Origin of the sequence: Viridibacillus sp. NPDC093762, assembly GCF_050279675.1 — a bacterium.
GTDB lineage: Bacteria > Bacillota > Bacilli > Bacillales_A > Planococcaceae > Viridibacillus.
This window is the reverse complement of the sequence record NZ_JBNNUK010000025.1, coordinates 16,095-37,935: the sequence shown is the minus strand read 5'-3', so window position 1 is coordinate 37,935 and position 21,841 is coordinate 16,095. Positions and strand designations below refer to the sequence as shown.

Sequence of the window (21,841 nt, the reverse complement as noted above, 5' to 3'; positions counted from 1 at the left end):
CCCGCTTAATTGAGCATAAACCCGAGTGGTTTCGATTTTCAATAATATTCTGATATTTTTAAATTATGTTATAATTTTAAAAAGGAGGTCTATATTTGAAATCTAAATATATTCATTATTGTTTGTTATTACTTACAATTATGATTATCCCAATCATCGGTGGGTGCTCAGAAGAAAATCTTAAAACTGTGATAGAAAGACCTAAAATCTCAAATTCTGATTTACTACAAGAGCTTAAAGTCCATAAGGAAAAGCTGGATTTTGGAGAATATCAAACTTTCACTTCAAATGTAACAAATGAGATTGAGCTTAGTTATAATCTTGAACGGAATATGTCAAAAGTGGAAGTTAACAAAGTTAAAGAAGGATTTTTGGACAACTCTTACAATTTGATAGATGAGAAAGTATATTATTTACCCTACAGCGAAGAAAAATTAAAATCTAATGTCGAAAAGATTGACGAAGTAAAAAATATGAAGGAACAAGAATATGGTTTGAAATCAATTTATTTAAATGTTAAAAAAGGTAATACTACTTTCTTTATTTCAATTTTCGAAGGAAGTATAGAAGAATTAGAATTAGAAAAAAACTTTAAATCAGAAGGAATAGTGGAAGATTCAGATAAAGTGGAGATTGAATCTTTGGGAGATTGGAAGTTAATTGCAAATCAAAAAGTAAAAAATAACGGAAAAATGTATAGTATTGCTGCTTCTGACATCCAAATTAAAGACAGAACTTTTACAACAATCATTCAAAATTATGATGAGAAAAATGACGAGTCATTAGATGCATATACTAAACTAGATATAAACAACTTTATAAAAGAATTTAATTCGGAGAAAATTATAGAATTTTTTTATTGAAATTTGCTGATGAATGGGAAAAACCAAAAAAACGCTTACTCCAGTTAAGAGTAAAGCGTTTTTTTATACTACAAGAGTGACAATTTTGCAGAATAGTGTATGGATAGTCAGTTTTTTATGATTGTGCTAAAGCAATACTTTTTATTCTTCAACTAACGGGGCAGTTTAATTGGATAAGGGATATATTGTTAATTGTGGTAGAATTAGATTGGAAATGTTTAGGGAGGAGAAATAGCGTATGATTTCTGAATTAAATAAAAATGATTTTTATAAGTGTAGAGATATAGTAAATGAAAAGGGGCAATTGGAAATAAAAGCGGTAATTGAAGGAGTTAATCCTGGTCGTGTATTTGTAGATAATATCGTTTCCCCTACCTCTGGATTCGTTTGGTTAGGGAATAATGATGGATTTCTCTTTATTGGAAATGCAGAAAATGAAGCGTTTAATAATGAATTAAACAATTTTATTGATAGAGTGATCATACCAGAAGCAAAGAAAGTCCGATTAAATTGCTTTGAAGGAATTGGTAACCACACAAAATGGAATAAGACTATCGAAAAAGTGTTTGAACACCGTAAGTTAGGAAGCTGGAATCAGCGGGTTTATGAAGTACATAAAGTTGATTATAAAGCTACCAATGAACCTGCTATTGAACAAGGATATGAAGTTGTAAAAATCTCTGATACTTTCTTTGATAATAATGATGGTCCAATAAAAAACATTGAATTTTTACACTCTAAAATTTTAGAGTTTTGGGCTTCACCTGAGAGTTTCTTTAATGATGGTATTGGTTATTGTATTGTTTACAAAAATGAAATTGTAAGTGTTTGTTTTTCAGGTTTTGTCGTTGGAAATGTACACTGTATAAGTATTGAAACTTTAGAGGAGTATCAAGGAAAAAAATTAGCTCAAAAATTAGCCCATAGTGTTGTAAAAGATTGCTTAGAAAGTAATCTGGTTCCGTATTGGGATTGTATGGAGGTGAATAAGCCGTCTATTGCAGTTGCAGAAAATATAGGATTCAGAAACGTATTTAATTATATAGGGTATTATTTCCTTCTCGAGTGATTTTTTTATTGAACTAACGGGGCAGGCTAGTTGATTAAGAAATGCTATAATTTGGATATAGAAAAAAGAAAGGAGGGAAAGACATGAAAGTTAGAAACTCAGTAAAGGCAATTATTTTGGATGGGGAAAAAATATTATTAACTAAAAACCAAGATGACGAGGGGTATTTTTTTCTTTGTCCTGGTGGAGGACAAGACTATGGTGAAACATTCCATACCACTTTAAAAAGAGATTGTATGGAAGAAATTGGGCTTAATATAGATATCCAAGAATTATTACATATCAGGGAGTATATAGGGAAAAATCATGAATACGCTGAATTTGATTTAGTCGTTCATCAAATAGAATATTATTTTTTATGTCAGCTAAGCAGAACTGAAATTCCAATAAAACCAACAAATCCTGATAATCATCAGGTAGGTGTTGAGTGGATTCGTATTGAGGATTTATTAAATTACAGGCTATACCCAAAGGAGTTAAGAAAATATATAATTGGATATTTAACTGGTGAAAATTCACCAGTTTATCTTGGAGATATAAATTAACTTGTTATTAACAAGGTCTTTAGTAGAAGGTCTTTAAGTTGTTCAGACAACTCTTCTTTTATTCAACTAACGGGGTAGGTTAGTTCAATAATTCACTATAAAAGGGGGAATAGTTTGTGAAGAATCAAGTGTGGTATTTCATATTGGGGCTAATCGTAATAATTTTAAGCACACCTTTAGGATATTTCTCAATTAAAGTAGTGTATTCTAATGAAAACTTAACTGGAGAATATGTTCCCATATTAAATGGATTCATACATTCATTTATGTTAGTGGGTACTTTAATATTTAGTGTTGGATTATTAAATATCTTGAGAGATAAATATTAGTTTGTGAAGAATCATACTTAGACTAACGGGTGCTTTACTTGAAGATCATTGAGTTGCATCTGCAGCTCTTTTTTTCTTATTGAACTAAAGGGGCAGGAAAGTTGAACAAGAAACACATGTTTTATGATAAAGTATATGTAATATTTTGAGAGAAGAGGGAAGTGAAATTGATAAAATATTTAATAGGTTTTTCAGCAGGATATTTTGTTAGTATGTTAATAATTTACTTTATCTTTGATTACTTTTCTTGGTCATACGCTGTGGGTTCTTTAACTGGTATAGTTATTTTCGCACTTATTATAAAGATGCTTCGCAGAAAAGATAACTGAATTTATTCTAACCGAATTCTTAATGAACTAACGGGTGCTTGAGTGGAAGTTCTATGAGCTGTCTAAACGGCTCTTTTTTTATTCAACTAAAGGGCAGTTTAGTGAATAAAGGTATTACGGAAGTTGTGATAAAACTAATTGATTGAGGGGTGTGATTTCTGTCAAAAAATTAACTTTAGCAACTATTTTTTTGGTAATCCTATTATTGTTTGCATGTCAAGCAAATGAGAATGATTTAATGTTTGTTGGAGAGGGTGAAAATTGGTCCTCTAAAGTAACTGTTAATCAGACTGACGGAGACGAAACATATCAAATTCAGATAAACTACAAAGGGCATAGCATTCATGATATTGAAGCTTTTAGTTACTATGTTGAAACAAAAAATAACGGAGTATTTGATTTTAGTCAGAATGATGCATCTTTAAATAAAGAAGGCATATATATATATAAATTATCGGTCTCGAATAGCCAATCTACAACTGTAAAAGATGAGTTAGTAATAAAAGTAGATTGGAATGGAAATAGCGAAGATTTTACTTTAATAAACAAATGATTTTTTACTAACGGGCGCTTTACTTCAATAAGGAGTAGAGCCTTTTTCTTTTTGAACTAACGAGGCAGGTTAGTTCATAACCTGGTTTATTTCAATTTTTTGAGAAAGTGGAACAAAAATATTTCAAAAATTCAAAATTCTAATTGACATAATATACGTCGATGTTATGAATGACATATATTATGTCATGAGGTGATTAAGATGAAAATGAATTCTCAAGAATCAATAACAGTCTTACAATACTTGGCTCTAATCAATCAAGTTTCGTATGTTAATGTATGTAGGGCTGCAGGGATTACTCCACAACAATTTTCTGATTGGGTTAAAAAGCGTCGTCCTGTTCCTAAGGAGAGGCTACAATCTTTAGCTGAGTATTTTAAGATTGAGGCAAATTTATTAATCGATGAAAAAAATTAATTACAAGAACTAACACAAGAAAAGAAGATTGATATTCAAATTCTTTTCCTTAATCAAAAGTTAGATGAAGGTGAGAACGAAGTTGAAATTGAAGAGTATCGTGAAAAATTAGTTTTTCTTCAAACAGAAAAAGAAAAGTATATCCTAATTAGTAGGTTTGATACCATAGTTAGTCAAAACAAGGAACAAACCTGTAGAATTTGCGAAACTTTTTTAGATCAAATGGAAAACGGAAATTATTTCTTACTTGAACAATTACTAAATTCGAAGGAGGAAAATACATGAGTACAGCTTTTCAAATCAAACAAAACGGTGACTATTTTGTTTGTAAGAATCAAGATGTGATCTACGATGGGGTTTATTTATTTACAAACCAACGTGGTGTTCGAAAGACTGCTTTAATGATGCCACCCACTCACCCAGCTTCTTGGGTCTCTGCTTTTGGAAGTTTGACCGTTTCACAGATAGGAAAAGAAAATCCGAATGGCGGTATTAATGAAAAAGGTCTTGTTGTGGAACAGACCACTCTTTGGCAAACTGAATATCCTGCTTCTGACGTACGTCCTGCGATAAACGAGTTACAATGGATTCAATATTTGTTAGATACATGTAGTACAGTTCAAGAAGTCCTGGAAGCAGCCCCGTCCATTCGGATTGACCAGAGTACTTCTAAATTACACTATCTGATTGCAGATAGAAGTGGAAATCGAGCAATAATAGAATTTTTAAATGGAAAAATGACCTTATACAAAGGGGACCTGGTTATTCCTATAATGGTAAATTCCCCTTATGAGGAAGCGTTGAAAGAAATCGAGAGTGGAAAAACAAATTGGTCTGATTGTGATGAATATCAGAAGAACTCAATGCAACGACTATTAACAGTTTCGAAAAGAATGCAAGAAAATTCAAATCATGTCGATGTAATTGATTTTGCTTTCGAAGTATTAAACTCTGCAAAGCGTGAGGATACAGTCTTTAGTCTTGTGTATGATATTAACCGAATGGAAGTTCATGCTTATACCAACCGAAATACCGAGAGAAAAACTATAAAAATGGTTGATTTTGATTTTGCCAATGGATCACTTTCTCAATCTGTCGATCTTCAGCGCCTTAGAGCAAAAAATGTTACTGAACAATTTGAAACTTACAATACAGAATTTAATCATAATGCTGTGAATTCATTTTTTAGAAACCCAACACTGACTGCAATATTTAAATGGGAAATTTCAGATGAAATGATTCAATTTTTAGCTCGCTACCCTGATTCATTTTCTTAGTTAGCCAAACAATAAGTATGGAACCTTATTCCAATATCTTATAGAACTATCGAGGTACATTATTACAATAAGAAATGGAGGTGCAAAAAGTAGCATAGAGTTTAGAGTATCTTTGAGCTGTTTAGGCAGCTCTTTTTTATTTCACTAAAGGGGCAGCATTCCTGTAAAGAATGTTCATATTAATTCAAAGTAAGTTTGTGAAATAATGTACTTAAACTAAAGGGTGCTTTAATAGAAATATTGATATTATTGCTAAATCTCTCAAAAAAGTATTGAAGTGATTACATTTTGGGTGGGAAAATATCATTATTATGCCTGGAAGCTTTAAAGAAGAACTATACAAGTTTCTCCCTTGAAGATAAACTAAACATAATCAATTATACGAACGAGAATGGCAAAGTAATTTTAGGAATGATGGTATAGACGCGGAAGTTGGGGGATATAAAAGTATGAATGCAGTAAGGGAACAAAGGAAATGGCATTGGTTGGACTATGTTCTATTTCTCATTCGTACAATATGGATTACGAATATTGGCTACTTGATATTCATAGGTACGACAGGTTTGAACAAGTGGATTTTACTTTTGTGGGCTAGTAGTTTATACATAATACCTCACCTATTTTATAGGCCCGGGCTTATAAAATTCCCAAAGTATGTATTTGCCGAGGTATTGCTAACGGGTTCAGCGTTTATTTACCTATCGATCCAATATGAAATATCAGAGACTTACGGTTTTCTATTCTGGCCTATGCTTACTGTAGCTTATGCTTGTCAAGTGAAGCCGTTAATTTGGTTAGGACCTTTCTTATATATTTCTATTTTTTTTGCTGGCACATTGGCCGGCGATCTCTTCGCTGATGAGGGTTTCTTTGCTCGCTTCATTGATACAACTATTTTTTATGGTATCGGGTTATGTTTAGGAAGAATGACCATTGTCAATAACGCCAATAAAACGTTAATTGCTTCTATTGAGGAAAAAAACGAGGACTTGGAATATTACTCAAAAAAGATTGAGGAACTGACGATTAAGGAAGAACGAAATAGAGTTTCACAAGATTTGCATGATACAGTAGGCCATATTTTCACATCAGTCATAACGAGTTTAGATGCTCTTCCTTTTCTATATCGGGCAGATAAAATAGAAGCAGAAAAAAGTATAAAAGAGATTTCGGATTTAGCACGAGATGGATTGCATGATGTGAGAAAGACAATTCACCAGATGTCGCCCATGACTCATCAAACACTTATTGAATCTGTGCAAGAATTGATTGTTGATTTTATGAAACATACATCAACGGATATAAAACTGATTGTCGAAGGAGAAGCGACCAAAGTAGGCGAAAGGATAAAGTTTGCCATTATTCGTTGTATACAAGAAGGGCTTACAAATGCGAAAAAACATGGGCAGGCTACCATTATTAATGTAACTATTTCGTTTAATCAAGAAGAATTGATTGTTCTTATTGAAGATAATGGAATGGGCTTTAGTGAATTGCATTTAGGGTTTGGCTTACGTTCAATGAAAGATCGAATATCGGCATTGGCAGGTACAGTGGAATTTTATTCGAAATTGAATGCTGGTATGAGGATAACGTGTCACATACCTACGGCAAAGGAAGTGTCATTATCATGATAAAAGCGGCAATCGTCGAAGATCAAGAGATTTTAAGAAAGAGCTTAAAAATTGTAATTGAAAGCATTTCTGATATTGAGATTATTGGAACTGCGGAAAATGGAGAGAAGGCCATTGCTTTATGTGAAAGGGAAAATATTGATATTCTTCTAATGGATATTCAAATGCCGGTGATGGATGGTGTAAAGGCGACAGAAGAAATTAAAAAACGATGGCCCAATATAAAAATTATTATACTTACTACTTTTCAAGATGTTACACACGTTTTGAATGCCTTAAATGCTGGTGCAGAGGGTTACATATTAAAGGCTGTTGATCCTGAATTTTTGGTTCAGGGAATTAAAATGGTGTATCACGGAGGTTCCCTCATTCCTCAACAATTAGCAAAAGAGGTGTTTGGTCAGATACAATTAACTAAAAACGAACACTCGAAACAACTTGACCATAACTCTATGAAAAACCCATATGAATTAAATAATCAAGAATTAAAAGTATTAAAATGTTTAACTCAAAGATTATCCAATAAAGACATTTCAGAAAAGATGTTTCTTTCAGTAGGAACTGTGAAAAATTATGTCTCTAACATTTATTCGAAATTAAATGTTAAAAACAGATCCTCAGCTATTATGAAAGCAATGGAAGAGAGTCTTATAGAAGATAAGAAATATTGAAGTAAGAGAGTGTGGACAAAGTCAAATTAACTTTGTCTTCACTCTTTTTTAATTGCAACGAACTGGAATGTTATTTTGAATTTGTTTACATCATGGGCAATTCATAAGGTCCACCATTCAAAAAATCTTACGTGGATCGCCTATTAGATTATAGCCAATCTTCATAATTAGTCATTTTTTCAAAATAGTTATGACTTATAAATGACTTATTGACACTACAGTATATGACCTTTCATCTGTAGAGTGGAAATATGAAATGAAACAGGCATGTTAGTTAGGGAAATCAACTTTCTACTTTAATAGTAATGGTAAAAATCAATTAATCAACACGTCTGGAAATAAAATTAATAATAGATGTCAAAAAGCATGCTCAAATCAATACAGTATGTATTTTTGATGAAGTTGGAGAAGACGTAAATAAAGATTCGACAATTCAACTTACAAAAAAATGAGAAGAAAGGGAAGAACAGATGAAAACCATAAAGAAGCTAATAAAATATATCGGAGCCATTATTATAATAGGACTAATCATAGCACTTTTTTACCCTACTTGGACTTCGCATATAAAAGGTGATAACAGTATAAGTGCATTAGAACAAGTAGAGATAAATGGAAGTAATCATGGAATAATGATACGTGGCACTGATAAGGATAATCCTGTTATAATTTTTGTCCATGGAGGACCTGGATGCTCGGAAATACCATATGCAGAAAAATACCAAGACTTACTGGAAACTAAATTTACGGTTGTTAATTACGATCAGCGAGCAAGTGGAAAATCCTATCATTTTTTTGAGGACTATTCTAATCTTTCGTCAGACTTACTGGTGGAGGACTTATTGGCTTTGACGAATTATATATCAGAACGGCTCGGCAAAGAAAAAGTAATACTAATTGGTCATTCTTATGGTACATATATTGGCACGCAGGCTGCCCATAAAGCTCCTGAGAAGTATGAAGCATATATTGGTATTGGACAAATGAGTAATCAAGTAGAAAGCGAGATTGAAAGTTTAAACTACGTTATTAAGCAGGCTCAAAAAGCTGGCAATACGGATGATGTTTTATATTTACAAGGGTTAACTGAAAAAATTAAAAATGGCGATATGTTTACCCCACGGAATTATGTTATGAAATATGGCGGAAGTGTCAGACTCATTAATAACCCCGATGGAGATAACTTAGGTATATTACTCAGTAGTGAGTATAACTTATTAGATCTAATCCGTTATAATCGTGGGTTGGCCTATTCTCAGAAGTTTTTGTTAGAGGACATATTAAAAAATTCATTACCTACTAACGAAACGAAACTTGAATTACCGGTTTATTTTGTTATGGGTAAATATGATTATATGACTACGTCAAATGAAGCAAAAAAATATTTTGATATGATTGAAGCCAATAAAAAAGAATTTATTACTTTTGAGCAATCAGCGCATTATCCACAATTTGAAGAGAAGGAAAAATTTTATGAATGGATGTGCGATACATTTTTAAAATAAATAGGGTAGTTTTTTTCTTACCTTGAAAGAGAGAGTGTGAAGAATTGTACTTAAACTAAGGAGTGCTTTACTTGAAGATCATTGAGTTGCATATGCAGCTCTTTTTTCTTTATTGAACTAACGGGGCAATTAGTTCAATATTAGTTGAAGTATAATGAATTAATTTAATTGTGGAGATGATGTCGTGTTTAAATATAATGTATGTTTTTTGAAAAGTAATGACCGAATCCTAATGCTGAATCGTGAAAAGCCACCAATTATGGGTGTGTGGAACGGGGTAGGCGGTAAATATGAAGCAGGAGAAAAAGCTGATGAAGGTGCAATACGTGAAGTGTTTGAGGAAACAGGTATCCAAGTAAACAAATATTACTCAAAAGGTGTAATTACATGGAATAAAAGTGATGGGGAAAAAGATGGGTTATATGTGTACTTATTCGAAGTAGATGCGACATTAGGGAATGAACCCATACAAAAAACAAGAGAAGGGATTCTCGATTGGAAACAAATAGATTGGATAATTAACCCGAATAACTTAGGGGTTGCTGAAATGGTATTTCAGTACTTACCTGTTCTGTTAGAAAAAGAGAATGATTATTTATTTGAGTACAAAGACGGTATATTAAAGCTTATAGTGTAAGAAGTACAATAATAAATTTATTGCCTTTAAAAGATAGCTATTGTTCAACTAACGGGTGCTTTACTTAAAGATCATTGAGTTGCCTAGGCAGCTCTTTTTTTCTTATTGAACTAACGGGACAGATTAGTTCAATAAGAGAAAATGGATATTAGATAATTTTATATGGAAAATTTATATAAAATTGGAACTTTAGTATGTTTGAAACGTATTAAAGTAAAGGGGCAGATTAATTTAACTTGCGTTCAACAATGGGTCCAGATTGTTGAATATCGCAGGAGGTTTTTAAGAAAACTATGGGGGGTAAAAAAGATGAAGCAAACAATAAGAGCAAGAATGTTGGGCATTTATGATTTGTTTTTGGCGACAGGTGCAATTTGGTTCGGAGTCCAAATGGTGATGTCAAGTAGTGGAATCTTTGCTGAGGAATATCCTGATAGTTGGGCATCCAGGCTCCCTTTTGATAGTTGGGTTATGCCTGGGGTTCTTGCAATTATCATATTTGGACTGGGTAACATACTAGCGGCGGTGTTTAGTTTTAAAAAAAGGCATAACAGTTCGTGGTATGTATCTGCCATTATGGGAGCAGTTTTCTTGTTTAGCTTGATTTTTCAGCGCATTATTTTAGAGGAATCATATATAGTAAATGGTCCGTTTTTAGTTTTGAGCGTTCTTCAGTTATGTCTGAGTGGATACGTGTTTTTTGGTTATAGAAAAGGGCTCTAATTGTGACCAAAAAATAAAATCGGAAGGTTTTTACAAACGGACGCGATTGTTTAATAAGCGTCTCTGTTCTTCTTAAACTAGCGGGTGCTTTAGTACAAATTCGTCGAGCTGTCCAGACAGCTTTTTTTTATTCAATTAAAGGGGCCGTTTAGCACAATTAGAATAGAGGTCTTGATAACCTTAATGTCGAAAAGAATGTATAAACCGTATAAAGCAAGGAGAGGTACTTTGAAAAAAATTAGGGAAGCAACAAAAGAGGATATGATAGAAATTTATAAGATGGGCTATGATGTTTGGGGAGATAATCTGCCATATGATGAATATATATATGTGCCAGGATTCCAATAAGTATAAAAAGGGAAAGTGGTACGTTCTTGAAGCAACAGATACAAAGCAACTATTGCTCCTCAATGACCTTTAGCTTCTTCTCTCTTATAGCCTCTAAATTTTGCTCTGCGACAAAAGAACCTTTCCCGACAATGGAATAGATAAAGCCCGCCTTCTCCAATTCTTCATAGGCACGTTTCGTCGTTATAACACTAATTTGTAAATCCTTTGCGAGGTTACGCATAGAAGGTATTGCTGCCCCCTCCTGTAGTTCACCTGCTAAAATAGACGACTTAACTTGACTCGTAATTTGTTCATAAATCGGCTCCTTTGGACTGTTGGAAATAATAATCTGCATGCTAATCCCTCTTCTTTATTTTTTTGAAAACATACTTGAAATAATGTCATGAACTGCTTAAATCAGTATAGCAATAACGTGAATTGTCATGGACATATTAAAAAATGGAAAGGAATAAGGGGCTTTGGTTTGTGAGTTTTATGGAGCGAATGGATGTGAAAATTCAAGTTGAGGACTAAAACGAAACAAAAGATTACTAATACACAGCTTAATTTTTGTTATATTTAAAATAATTTCGTATCGCTACATTCTATATTATAATATGGAATATTATGTAATGTATATCGAGGGTTTATTGAGATTTTTAGAATACGATTCTTATATATAAAGGAAATGGTTTACTTGAATTATTTTATGTACATAGCATGTATGCTTATATGGGGATTGAATTTTATAGCCGTTAAAATTCAAGGAACAGAAGCTCCACTAGAAGCATCATTATTATACAGATCAATTATTGCATTTGTTCTTTTCTACATATTGTTGAAGATAAAGAAAATAAAGATTCTAAAAGAAAATGTTAACTTTTTAACAGTTATTGGCTTCGGCGTCTGTAACTTTGCAATAAGCTATTTATTACTTTACTACGGTACGATTTATAGTACGGCTGCTTTAGTAACGTTAATCTTCTCTTTAAAAGCTATTATCACACCTATTTTTCTAAGCATAGTTTTTAAAACAAAACTAGAACGTAAAATATACCTAGGAGGTTCGCTAGGCTTACTAAGCGTAATCATTATTTTATATTCAGATATTCATACTATTTCTTCAAACTTTATTTTAGGAATTATTTTGGCTTTCGTTGGAACGGTTATCACTTCAGTTGGTGATACCTTGTCTTATTATAATAATAAAAAGAAAATTGAGCCGATTACAGCTAACACCATTGGAATGTTTTCAGCAATTATTTTAATTACACTGATAACGTTAGTAAGTGGAAAAGACATTAGTTTACCAAGTTCTATAAATTATTGGATTGGATTACTCTATTTAGCTATTTTAGCTTCATTTGTAGCGTGGTTATTTTATTTATATTTGATTAAAAATGTGGGTGCTGCTGAAAGTAGTTATATGGTTGCAATGTTCCCGGCGATTGGAGGCTTTGCCAGCGTTATGATGGGGGAATCAACTCTTTCTATTAATCTGATTATAGGAATAATACTAGCTATGTTAGGGGCTTACATTGCATTAGCAAAAAAAGTAACCCGTGAACCTTAGAATTTTCAGCTCTATTTTTATTAAACAGCACAGAGGTCCCCAAAGCGAGATTGGGAAAGCATTTAATGGACATTGTAAATCCGCATAAATCTGACGAGACTCCTACTAAGTGGAATTAGGGGGAAAACAAGACGTGCGTCTTTAAAAAGAAATCTATAACATATAGTTCCGTTCCTAAATCCATCAAGAAATTGGGTAGATATGAAAAAGTTTAACAGTGCTTATTCAACTAACGGGGTGCTTTCCTTGAAGATCATTGAGTTGCATATGCAGCTCTTTTTTGCTTATTGAACTAAAGGGGCAGGTTAGTTCAATAAGCAGAATCGGATTTTCGTTTACTCATTATGGAAAAATTATTTATAATTGGAACCTATGTTCATATCAGACGTTTAAAAGTAAAGGCGAAGTTTACTTAAATTAGTGTAGAAATTTTTAATCTCCTCACTTGGATTTAAGAGTGAAATTAATTGAAAATTGAACGGGGTGGAAAAATGTATTGGGAGAGTCTACCAAAATGGTTTTGGATAATTTACTACTTATTTTTAATAACGACGTTTGGAACTGCAATTTTTAATGTTATTCGAATGAAAATGGTAAGTTTATCCGTTATTACTATCGTTTTTGCAGTAAGTGTTCCGATAATTAGCTTTGCAAACAGTATCGGGAGAGAAAAAGGAGTTAACGAGTTTGAACATTTAGTTACTCAATTACAACAAGGTTCTTTCTGGTCTATTTTTGTAATCATTGCTTTTTTATATCTACTTGTTTGGTGGGTAATGTATCTAATCAAAAATAAAAAGAAGGCAGTTCCTTATTAAGCTAACGGGGGCTTTTGTTGAAGATCAAAGGTTGCTTAGGTAACTCTTTTTCTTATTGAACTAACGAGCAGGATAGTGGAACATGGTGTATACATAATTTAGTAAATATCGAAAAATGAAAAAGATTATTTTGGGATGGGAAAATTTGTTATATTTATCTTTATTAATTGGCATCGTTTCAATAGTAATTACGAATAAGCTTACTCAAGCTTTTAATTTATCAAGCATTTGGGGGTTGATTGGTCAAGTTTATGCATCACTTGTTATAATAATGGTCGGCAAACTTGAGGTTAGTCATATTAATCTAGGTAATCACATCGAATTAGGATATTTGACGATTCCATTTACTTTATTATTTCTTGTAGGTTTTACAAATATAATGAATATAGAAAAAGCGCAAAATCCTTCAATATTGCTGTTGCCATTCGTTTCTTTAGTTTGTTTCTCAATGTCAGCTTTCTTCATAGGCCATTCATTTGTTTTAATAACGGGAATTTGTGCTAGTTTAACTATTATATTTATTCTGCTATACGGCTATTTTTCATGTAAAGCATTTGTAGGAAGAACGCTTACTACGTCAATAGGTTTCATAATAGCAGTACTTTCAATTTCCCTCATTAAAACATCTATTATAACAATTTATATTCCGATATTTACTTTAGCACTACCATTCACTTTATTTTATTTTATTAAAGATAAATTTACGAGTGTACAATCAATTACAGTTAGTACTTTAACAGCTATATTATTTGGTGTATTAATATTCATAGTTCCTTTTAAAATAATGTGGTATCTAGTTGTTGGTTTAACGATTATTTTGGTTATCACACAATCTTCACGTAAATATCGCTTTATTTAGAAACTAAAGTGCTTGTTCAACTAACGGGTTGTTTAGTAATAAGACCTTTGAGCTGTTCAGACAGCTCTTTTTTATTCAACTAAATTCAATAAGAGAAGTAGAGGTTTTATGTCGCATTTGACACATTAGGCGTACTGAAGGAGCAGGTTAGTTCAATAAGAAAATATCTGTTTTTTATAGTTTCAGAAGGGGAATCTGTTTAGACTGAAGATTATGTATAGATATTACTGCAGGTCATAAATTCATATTGGGATAGGTGAAAAAAATGATTTCGATCGATAGAAAACTAAGATTACGAGATTTAGAAGTTTTTCGTTTCTTTAAAGATAACAAAATGCTGGCGTATGTCATTATTGAAGATACTAGAGGACCCTTTACAGAGGAAGATAAAAAGTTAGAGCCACTTTGTTTTTTAGATGACGAAGATATAAATGAAATTGTTAATGTATTTAGAATTTATCTCCTATCAGATGAACCTTTAGAAAAAGAGGATTCGATTATGTTAAGACAGTTTTTTGGAGAATTAGTTAACACTAGTTCTGTAACAAACTATATTACTCAAGAATTTATAAAAAAAGACTTATATGAACATGTGGACGATTCTTGGGATATTAAAACTTATCAAAGAATGTTAGATATAGTTGGTTCAAAGTATAAAATCCAATCAATTGATGAAAAAAATTGGTTGTATTTATCTCAAGAATAATGTCAATAAACTGGTATATTAAAAGAATTTGGAAATGATGCAGCAAATAAAGTTGTAACTAGATTAGATGGTGTGTTAAAGAAAAAATCAAATGCACCTATTGTGTTGGTTCATCAGTATTATTTAGATGGTTATAAAAATGTTAACCCTAATATAAAATCAGGTCACTACTTAACTGTTGGATCAGTAAAGAAGGTAGCTGATGAACATCAAGCTTATTTATATGATACAAATGGTAAACATTTTACAAAATGGTGGGAACCTATTGGCACTGGAAAAGGAAAAAAAGGAACATTGACAAAAGCAATGTACGAAAAAAACTTAAGTAGTCCAAATCCGGTCTTCATCTATTAGAGGAGAATTATGAAAAAAAATAAATTTATTTTCGCCATTATTATTTTAGTTATGAGTATAAGTGTATATATATATTACTCCAAAAAGTCTAATACGGAAATTTCATTTGCCATTAATCATCATAAAGATCGTACTACTTATACGACCAGTGACGAGTATTCACTTTTCAATGTAGCAAATACAAAACGACACTTCTTTACGTCAATTATGAAGGATGAAACTATGTTAGGAAAAGTACTTCAAGTTGACAAGAAGGATGGCGAAACAAAGCAGATTTATGATACAAAGTTCAAAGGGGGAGGGGTTCGTAATATAACCGCAAATGACCAATATGTTATATGGTTAGATAATAATGGTGTTGACTATTTAAATGAATTGGTGATTTACGATATTAAAAAGGAAAAGGTCATTAAAACGTATAAAGATTCGGAGAAGCGAAATATTAATGCGGCCTTCATTAAAAATCAAACAATTTATTGGATAGAGGAAGACAACACAAAAATCGTAAACCAAGAGCCGAGTAACAATGAGAGTGACACAATGAAATTAGGTACATATTCTGCAACAATTATTGGCTATGATATTGTTACTGGTAATCAAAAGAAAATTGATACAATACAAACAGTCCATTATCCAAATGAGTCACTCTGTTTTTCAGAAAATAAAATGTGGTATATAGATAATAGGAAATACGATGATAAAGCAATCATCAAAAATTTAGATTTAAAGAGTGGAAAACTGGAAACTTATAAAACACAATTTCAATTTATTGGACATTTAAAACCGGTTGATGATGAAATTGTAGCATTTTTTGAATATACCATTCACAACTCACCTGAAGGATTGCTTCTTTTGAACACTGAGTCAAATAAAATTAAGCTATTAGATGCTAATGAAGATGACACAGGTGCGGGATATGATGGAAAAGGTTTGATTTTCTCTCAAAATAAAACGTATAAGATTTCAAGCTTTAATAAAAGAAAATTTAATGATGAAATTCAAATGAAAAATGAAGAAGACTTATTAGTGGTTACCAACGGACCTCTATATGGATTGGAGTTTGTCACAAAACAAAAAAACTCTATCCACCCAAACCAGATTGTCGATTGGCATGTGGAAAATCTAAACTGGAAAGAATAGTGTATTTATGTATTAAATCGAGCTTCTTGTTTAATGAACAATCACTCAAAGGTTTTTTCATTTTTATCCTATAAGGTGTGCATGTACAAGTAATGCAGTTGAACAAGTCCGTTGAAGCTCTATTTAATAGAAAAGTTAACATTTAAAATACATTTTTAATCAAATTTTGTGTTTTAAACCAAGTTGCCCGCCATTTAGTTTAACTTCAAAAAGCCTCTAAACGCTTGGCTTAGCTAGTAGACAATGTATCCCAGATGCTCATCAATTTAGTTATGGCAGCATCAATTATCTGGTATGGAACACCGTCCAGAGCTTGTGTCGAAATTCCTCGAAGAAATGTATCAAATAAGATTGCTAGTATGTGAATATCCGTAGAATTAGGCAACTCCCCATTTGCTACGGCCCGTTCGATACAATCCTTAATCCAATCGCGAACCTTTTCTCGTTATTTGGCAAGAATATCTCGCTTTCCGAAACCTGTCCATAAGTAGTGATATACTGTTGAATCGCTTCGCGCAACTGAGCAAGTGAAGTGGATTCTAAGCCGTGTTCCCAGAATAGAAGCTCTCTTTGAATTATCAAGCTGATTTATAAATAGATTGGTGATTGTTCGTAAGCTAGTTAGGTACGACATGGAAGACAATTTCTTTTTATCTATCTCCGATAAATGCGCCTATTGAGATGAGTACACCAACTACAATTATAATTAAAAGTGTTTCGATGAAGTTCTTTTCTTTTTCTCGTTTTTCTGATATTTGTTTTCGGTAGAGATTTTGGATTTTCTTTTTATCTACTGACTTCATTATTATCACCTCTATATATTATAGATTTATTTATAATTCAGCGTACTATTTTTCAGTGAATTTATCTATTTTTTCAATTTCATTCATATCTTTATCGTAAATACGAACCTCGTAATTGTCATTATTAATCATCATTTTAGTTAGAATCTTGAAGAAAATATGAGTTAAGAGCTTTTTTTATCTCATTTATTATTATTGGGGTATCTTCATTATTCTCTAGTCCTGTCTTTATTTCAATTAGAGTGACATCATCTTCTGTTTTACAACTAAATACCTTCTAGTTCATATGCTGATTTTCCTGCCATCACACTGTGTAAGTTACTAACGATTTTTGGCCATTGTTTATTTTGATTAGGTTTATTGGTTATCTCCTGTTTTTTTATATTTTCGTCATCAGATTCTTGTACTTTTTCATATTGAAAGATAAATATTTTATAGATGTTGCTTCTGCTTCTATAATTAATGTCCGTTCTTTAAAGTATCATGATATGTTTTTGAAATAATAGAGGCTACCAAAAAACTGTATATTTATTTATAATTGACAATATGAAAATATTGTAAAATTATACAATATTTTATTTAATAGAACCTATTAGATAATGATTGGTCTTGGAATAATTTAAGAAACATAAAAAGAAAAGAAATTGGAGGGGAAATTCCATGATAGAAATCAGAGACTTAAGTAAAACTTATACCCACCTTTCGGAAAAAGTGAAAATAATTAATAACATATCTTTAAGTATTCATAAAGGCCAGTGGTGTACGATAATTGGTCCTTCAGGCACCGGAAAATCGACATTTTTAAATTGTGTTGCGGGGCTCTTACAACCCGATGATGGTGAAATTATTTACGAGGGAATAAATATTTATAGTCTAAAAGATAAAGTGAAAAGTGAGTATAGGAGACTTAATATTGGGTTTATATTTCAAGATTTCAAACTCTTACCGCATTACTCAGTATTGGATAATGTAGCATTGCCCTTAATTTATGATGAGCCCAAAAAATCCCTATACGCTAAAGCTAAAAACCTATTAGAAATAGTGGGAATTAAAGAGCAAATGTTTAATAGATTACCCGAAGCCTTATCTGGAGGAGAAAAGCAAAGAATTGCGATAGCACGAGCGCTAATAGCAAATCCTAACGTTCTCATTTGTGATGAACCAACAGGGAATTTAGATATTAATAATCGTAATATAATTCTAGATTTATTAAGCGAATTTAAAAATTCTGGTAAGACAATCATAATGGTGACGCATGATGAAGAAGTGGCAAATCGAGGAGATTTAGTATACAGGTTATCTAATGGTTTTTTGGAAGAGAGGTTGAAAAAAAATGATGCGTTTAGTTTGGAATCGAATAATTAGCAGGAAGTTGGTTTCCTTTACAATCATTTTAGCTCTTTTTGGAATTTTCCTACTGATACCAATAGGCTTTCAAAACACAAATGAAACAAAATTAGCTGTTGATAATTCAATTGCAGAACAAGGTAGAGGCACTTATGATATTCTAGTAAGACCAAGTCATTCAAGAACAAAAGTAGAAAAAGAAGTTGGTATGGTAGAAGAAAATTACATAGGTGATAGTCAAGGTGGTATATCTATTAAAGAATGGGAAAGAATCAAACAAAATCCTGCAGTTGAAGTGGCAGCGCCAGTTGCTTCAATTGGTTATTTCAGTGGTAAAAAGCTGACCGTCCAATTTCCAAAATTAGATGATCCTACAAGATATACCTTCGAGTTTTATACATCAGATGGACAAAAAGAGTATCCAATAAGTAAGCCACAAAATCTAGTTTATTTCGAAGAATCATCACCAGGATATATAGAGTATTTAAAGGTTATTCCAAATGAATCAGCCATAGGAGCCAGTATGGATGTAATGCTGCCTGCAACTTATCATTTGTTATCAGCAATCGATATTGAAAGTGAGCATAAACTAACGAATGTTGATTACTCAGAATTAAAAAATGAAGTAAACCCTCTTGAACTCGATATGATAACCAAAAACATTGGGGATATGCCAGTTATTAAAGTCATTCAAAGAAAAGATATTAATATTCCAATAATGATGAAATTAAAAGTAGACAAACTGGATATCAAACTTTCAAACTATAGAAGAAAATTAGAAGTTTCTGACCAAGAATGGATTATGTCAGCAAACCTACAAAATAAAGAGGACGTAATGGCAGAATTGATTAAGAAAAAGCCTGTAACTACATCCGAATATAATTTAGATCTTTCTTCTTTTCAAAAACCTTTTGACGGTACCGCTCTTAAAATAAATAATGATTTTAATATAGAGTCAGCATCTGATTTTGCTTCTGATCGAGGAGAGACATCCATTTACTATGTAGCTGAAAAGCTTAATTATAATACTTCAGAAAAAGGTTTAAACGTAAGCATAGTTGAAAACGGTAATCCTCCTTCATATAAAAGTTTAACGAAAAAGGGGAGAAGTTTATATGAATCGACTCCTCCCTTCCTTATTGAGCAAGTAGGGACATTTTCCCCGATTAATGAAAAAAACAATTTTACTTCGAGTCCCTTGGGAATTTATACAACATCTAATATTAAAACTGAAAAAGGTCAAATATTAAAGCCAACTACTGTACCTGGAAGCTTTATTCCTCAACCAGCAGGGGGATTAATAACTCTTGAATCTGCTGAAATAATAAAAGGATCAAAGCCTATAGACGCAATAAGAGTTCGAGTCTCGGGAATTTCCAAATATAATAAATTGGCACAGCGAAAAATTGAAAAAGTAGCAACCGAACTTCTGCAAGACGGTTATGAAGTAGATATTGTCGCAGGGTCTTCTTTTAAAAATGCGACTTTAGAAGTTGAAGGGATAGGCAAAATAATAGCTCCTTGGACAACTTTAGGGGTGGCACAAGAATTAGAAGAAAGTTGGAATGGTTTAACACTATTAACTACGATATTATTTGTTACCTTTGTTTTTGTATGGTTTGTATCTAGATTACTATTTGAAAAGGGCACGGTAGAAAAAGAAGATGAATTATTAACTATATTAGGATGGCCACGCGAAAAAATTATCCGAAGAAATTACCTAGAACAATACTTTTTATTATTTATAGCATTTATTTTAAGTATTTTATTTATCGGTATATTAAATATGGAAATAAATGCCTATCTCATTTCTTCATGCATATTAATTATTGCAATTCTCATGATAAATATTATTTTTTCAATTAAGAGGAAAAAATTTGACCGTGTGATAGCTTATAAACATTCACCGTCTCTTTTCTATCATAGTCATATTATTATTCCTACTATGATCATTCTTTTTATTTCTACAATCTTATTAGTTGTTCAAATAGCAAGTTTTGGTAATACGCTATTCCAGTCTCAAGAAACTACATTAGGACAATATACAGTAGATGTAATCTTTTGGTTTCAACTATTCATTTTAATTTCCACCTTCATTTTATCGACTTTTGGCCTAACTGAATGCTTAAACACTTTGTTTTATGCTAGAAGAGCAGAATTTAATATGTATCATATTATTGGGTGGACTAGAAAGAGGATACTAATTCATTTATCTAAGGAAATATTTGTATGGACTGCTTTTGCAATTTGTTTAGGATTAATTACGAGCTACCTAATCTTATTAAAGATGAGAATTATGATTAATTGGATTATAGTGGGGATAATATCTTCAGCATTAATATTATGTATTGTAGTGGGTTTCGTTACAATTGCAAGAAATTTAATTATGCAAAGTATTGCAAATAAAAATTAACGTTTTTTCTGTATTCGTCATGTTAGTGTATAGATAAATTGTTTTAATGTCATTATGACCGAGTTGATCACGAAGAAGGATAGTGTCGCCATCATTGTGAATGAAATCCACAGCAAAGCTATGATGAAGCTTGTAGGGCTGATACCATTACTCTATCCAAATGCTGCTGTATACTTATCTTATTGCAATTGATAATGGGATTGCTCCTAATAAAAATAGGAAGAAAGGTAAAGAGAGAAGTCAGGGTATTGGAACTATCATCTTCCAATTGGAGGACATCATAACTATGGTTCTTAGCACCCTATGGATATTAAATTATAAAATAAGGATTCTTTAGGGAGGGGGGAACATAATGAATAATGAATTTTTTATTCAAAATGCAACGAATATATGGAAAGGTGAAAATTTCAGAGATGATCAAAACTTTTCATTAATAGCAATAGGTTTTTCTATGGAACATCAAGAACTTAACTTAAAAAAAGTGCTGATTGAAATAACGGACTATCCATGCACTGTTGTTTTTGATGAATTATTTCCCTTGGATGAAGTTATCGCAAATAAAATGAAGTTAATAAGAGTTAATAAGACATTAATTGCAATGATTAATTCAAAAATGCAATTCAAAGACATAATGCCAATTATCTATATGAATGCATTAAATGGAATGGAAATCGATATTATTATAGGACGTGAGAAAAAGGAAATCCCGTTCAATCATCTCTTTAGAAATGACTTAAAGAATAATATAGACTACCCCAATTTAAATGCAGAAGAAGTAGAGACATTCCTAAAGATAACGGAAATAGGTATAATCATACAGACTATAGATGAAAATAAAAATTCCCCTAAAAAGTTATTGCCATTTATGCCAACAGATTTGGTTTTAAATCGTGAAGATAGTGATTTGTAATTTAAAATATTCAATTGCAACTACACAATAAAATTACGA

At 31.8% G+C, this 21,841-nt stretch carries 22 protein-coding genes and 1 pseudogene; 21 read left to right on the top strand and 2 right to left on the bottom strand.

Annotated elements, in window-relative coordinates; all coding sequences use genetic code 11:
* The first annotated feature begins 95 nt into the window (after nt 1–95).
* From ACQKM9_RS19735 to ACQKM9_RS19680, 12 genes are all read left to right on the top strand, one after another.
* Nucleotides 96–863: a hypothetical protein gene (locus ACQKM9_RS19735; RefSeq protein ID WP_427736085.1), complete on the top strand. Its 768-nt coding sequence runs from the start codon at nt 96–98 to the stop codon at nt 861–863.
* A gap of 238 nt (nt 864–1,101) precedes the next feature.
* On the top strand, nt 1,102–1,932 hold the full coding sequence (locus ACQKM9_RS19730; protein WP_427736084.1) for a GNAT family N-acetyltransferase: 831 nt from the start codon (nt 1,102–1,104) through the stop codon (nt 1,930–1,932).
* Nucleotides 1,933–2,015: 83 nt separating this feature from the next.
* Nucleotides 2,016–2,477, top strand: a complete 462-nt coding sequence (locus ACQKM9_RS19725; RefSeq protein WP_427736082.1) for an NUDIX domain-containing protein — start codon at nt 2,016–2,018, stop codon at nt 2,475–2,477.
* A gap of 116 nt (nt 2,478–2,593) precedes the next feature.
* Nucleotides 2,594–2,806 (top strand): glycosyl transferase, encoded by a 213-nt coding sequence (locus tag ACQKM9_RS19720; RefSeq protein WP_390392455.1) that lies wholly within the window; start codon nt 2,594–2,596, stop codon nt 2,804–2,806.
* A 480-nt stretch (nt 2,807–3,286) separates the two neighbouring features.
* Entirely contained in the window at nt 3,287–3,688 is a 402-nt protein-coding gene (locus ACQKM9_RS19715) for a hypothetical protein (protein WP_427736081.1), read from the top strand.
* A 201-nt stretch (nt 3,689–3,889) separates the two neighbouring features.
* On the top strand, nt 3,890–4,105 hold the full coding sequence (locus tag ACQKM9_RS19710; RefSeq protein ID WP_427736080.1) for a hypothetical protein: 216 nt from the start codon (nt 3,890–3,892) through the stop codon (nt 4,103–4,105).
* Between the two features lie 281 nt (nt 4,106–4,386).
* Nucleotides 4,387–5,382 carry a linear amide C-N hydrolase gene (locus tag ACQKM9_RS19705; protein WP_427736079.1) on the top strand — a complete coding sequence of 332 codons (996 nt, stop codon included), beginning with the start codon at nt 4,387–4,389 and terminating at the stop codon, nt 5,380–5,382.
* 449 nt (nt 5,383–5,831) lie between these two features.
* Nucleotides 5,832–7,016, top strand: a complete 1,185-nt coding sequence (locus tag ACQKM9_RS19700) for a sensor histidine kinase (RefSeq protein WP_427736078.1) — start codon at nt 5,832–5,834, stop codon at nt 7,014–7,016.
* Nucleotides 7,013–7,687, top strand: coding sequence for a response regulator (locus ACQKM9_RS19695; RefSeq protein ID WP_427736077.1), 675 nt, complete (start codon nt 7,013–7,015; stop codon nt 7,685–7,687). Before ACQKM9_RS19700 ends, ACQKM9_RS19695 begins: the two co-directional genes overlap by 4 nt.
* Nucleotides 7,688–8,157: 470 nt before the next feature.
* Nucleotides 8,158–9,189 (top strand): alpha/beta fold hydrolase, encoded by a 1,032-nt coding sequence (locus ACQKM9_RS19690; RefSeq protein ID WP_427736076.1) that lies wholly within the window; start codon nt 8,158–8,160, stop codon nt 9,187–9,189.
* A 208-nt stretch (nt 9,190–9,397) separates the two neighbouring features.
* Entirely contained in the window at nt 9,398–9,826 is a 429-nt protein-coding gene (locus tag ACQKM9_RS19685) for an NUDIX hydrolase (RefSeq protein WP_427736075.1), read from the top strand.
* Between the two features lie 162 nt (nt 9,827–9,988).
* Nucleotides 9,989–10,549: a hypothetical protein gene (locus ACQKM9_RS19680; protein WP_427736074.1), complete on the top strand. Its 561-nt coding sequence runs from the start codon at nt 9,989–9,991 to the stop codon at nt 10,547–10,549.
* Between the two features lie 400 nt (nt 10,550–10,949).
* Here the strand turns inward: ACQKM9_RS19680 and ACQKM9_RS19675 are convergent.
* A pseudogene (locus ACQKM9_RS19675) lies at nt 10,950–11,234 on the bottom strand (GntR family transcriptional regulator); the annotation flags it as partial.
* Between the two features lie 342 nt (nt 11,235–11,576).
* Between ACQKM9_RS19675 and ACQKM9_RS19670 the strand changes: the two are divergent.
* From ACQKM9_RS19670 to ACQKM9_RS19645, 6 genes are all read left to right on the top strand, one after another.
* Nucleotides 11,577–12,452, top strand: coding sequence for a DMT family transporter (locus ACQKM9_RS19670; protein ID WP_427736073.1), 876 nt, complete (start codon nt 11,577–11,579; stop codon nt 12,450–12,452).
* A 467-nt stretch (nt 12,453–12,919) separates the two neighbouring features.
* Nucleotides 12,920–13,270: a hypothetical protein gene (locus tag ACQKM9_RS19665; RefSeq protein WP_427736072.1), complete on the top strand. Its 351-nt coding sequence runs from the start codon at nt 12,920–12,922 to the stop codon at nt 13,268–13,270.
* A gap of 115 nt (nt 13,271–13,385) precedes the next feature.
* On the top strand, nt 13,386–14,129 hold the full coding sequence (locus ACQKM9_RS19660) for a UDP-N-acetylmuramyl pentapeptide phosphotransferase (RefSeq protein ID WP_427736071.1): 744 nt from the start codon (nt 13,386–13,388) through the stop codon (nt 14,127–14,129).
* Nucleotides 14,130–14,394: 265 nt separating this feature from the next.
* Nucleotides 14,395–14,835, top strand: coding sequence for a terpene synthase (locus ACQKM9_RS19655; protein ID WP_427736095.1), 441 nt, complete (start codon nt 14,395–14,397; stop codon nt 14,833–14,835).
* A gap of 72 nt (nt 14,836–14,907) precedes the next feature.
* Complete coding sequence (locus tag ACQKM9_RS19650; RefSeq protein WP_427736070.1) at nt 14,908–15,189, top strand: hypothetical protein; 282 nt, start codon at nt 14,908–14,910, stop codon at nt 15,187–15,189.
* A gap of 9 nt (nt 15,190–15,198) precedes the next feature.
* Nucleotides 15,199–16,329, top strand: coding sequence for a hypothetical protein (locus tag ACQKM9_RS19645; protein WP_427736069.1), 1,131 nt, complete (start codon nt 15,199–15,201; stop codon nt 16,327–16,329).
* Nucleotides 16,330–16,979: 650 nt separating this feature from the next.
* Here the strand turns inward: ACQKM9_RS19645 and ACQKM9_RS19640 are convergent.
* Nucleotides 16,980–17,132 carry a hypothetical protein gene (locus tag ACQKM9_RS19640; RefSeq protein ID WP_427736068.1) on the bottom strand — a complete coding sequence of 51 codons (153 nt, stop codon included), beginning with the start codon at nt 17,130–17,132 and terminating at the stop codon, nt 16,980–16,982.
* 660 nt (nt 17,133–17,792) lie between these two features.
* Between ACQKM9_RS19640 and ACQKM9_RS19635 the strand changes: the two genes are divergently transcribed.
* The 3 genes from ACQKM9_RS19635 (at nt 17,793) to ACQKM9_RS19625 (ending at nt 21,802) form a co-directional block, all read left to right on the top strand.
* A complete protein-coding gene (locus tag ACQKM9_RS19635; protein WP_427736067.1) occupies nt 17,793–18,497 on the top strand; it encodes an ABC transporter ATP-binding protein in 705 nt (234 codons plus the stop codon).
* On the top strand, nt 18,466–20,892 hold the full coding sequence (locus tag ACQKM9_RS19630; RefSeq protein WP_427736066.1) for a hypothetical protein: 2,427 nt from the start codon (nt 18,466–18,468) through the stop codon (nt 20,890–20,892). Before ACQKM9_RS19635 ends, ACQKM9_RS19630 begins: the two co-directional genes overlap by 32 nt.
* 352 nt (nt 20,893–21,244) lie before the next feature.
* Complete coding sequence (locus ACQKM9_RS19625) at nt 21,245–21,802, top strand: hypothetical protein (RefSeq protein WP_427736065.1); 558 nt, start codon at nt 21,245–21,247, stop codon at nt 21,800–21,802.
* Nucleotides 21,803–21,841: the final 39 nt, after the last annotated feature.

What these genes read in the sequence shown, in the direction of transcription:
- ACQKM9_RS19690 (WP_427736076.1), top strand. Translation starts at nt 8,158, where the DNA reads ATGAAAACCATAAAGAAGCTAATAAAATATATCGGAGCCATTATTATA.
- ACQKM9_RS19635 (WP_427736067.1), top strand. Translation starts at nt 17,793, where the DNA reads ATGATAGAAATCAGAGACTTAAGTAAAACTTATACCCACCTTTCGGAA.
- ACQKM9_RS19710 (WP_427736080.1), top strand. Translation starts at nt 3,890, where the DNA reads ATGAAAATGAATTCTCAAGAATCAATAACAGTCTTACAATACTTGGCT.
- ACQKM9_RS19645 (WP_427736069.1), top strand. Translation starts at nt 15,199, where the DNA reads ATGAAAAAAAATAAATTTATTTTCGCCATTATTATTTTAGTTATGAGT.
- ACQKM9_RS19705 (WP_427736079.1), top strand. Translation starts at nt 4,387, where the DNA reads ATGAGTACAGCTTTTCAAATCAAACAAAACGGTGACTATTTTGTTTGT.
- ACQKM9_RS19640 (WP_427736068.1), bottom strand. Translation starts at nt 17,132, where the DNA reads ATGAAGTCAGTAGATAAAAAGAAAATCCAAAATCTCTACCGAAAACAA.
- ACQKM9_RS19695 (WP_427736077.1), top strand. Translation starts at nt 7,013, where the DNA reads ATGATAAAAGCGGCAATCGTCGAAGATCAAGAGATTTTAAGAAAGAGC.
- ACQKM9_RS19630 (WP_427736066.1), top strand. Translation starts at nt 18,466, where the DNA reads ATGATGCGTTTAGTTTGGAATCGAATAATTAGCAGGAAGTTGGTTTCC.
- ACQKM9_RS19625 (WP_427736065.1), top strand. Translation starts at nt 21,245, where the DNA reads ATGAATAATGAATTTTTTATTCAAAATGCAACGAATATATGGAAAGGT.
- ACQKM9_RS19725 (WP_427736082.1), top strand. Translation starts at nt 2,016, where the DNA reads ATGAAAGTTAGAAACTCAGTAAAGGCAATTATTTTGGATGGGGAAAAA.
- ACQKM9_RS19660 (WP_427736071.1), top strand. Translation starts at nt 13,386, where the DNA reads ATGAAAAAGATTATTTTGGGATGGGAAAATTTGTTATATTTATCTTTA.
- ACQKM9_RS19730 (WP_427736084.1), top strand. Translation starts at nt 1,102, where the DNA reads ATGATTTCTGAATTAAATAAAAATGATTTTTATAAGTGTAGAGATATA.
- ACQKM9_RS19700 (WP_427736078.1), top strand. Translation starts at nt 5,832, where the DNA reads ATGAATGCAGTAAGGGAACAAAGGAAATGGCATTGGTTGGACTATGTT.
- ACQKM9_RS19655 (WP_427736095.1), top strand. Translation starts at nt 14,395, where the DNA reads ATGATTTCGATCGATAGAAAACTAAGATTACGAGATTTAGAAGTTTTT.
- ACQKM9_RS19680 (WP_427736074.1), top strand. Translation starts at nt 9,989, where the DNA reads ATGGAAAATTTATATAAAATTGGAACTTTAGTATGTTTGAAACGTATT.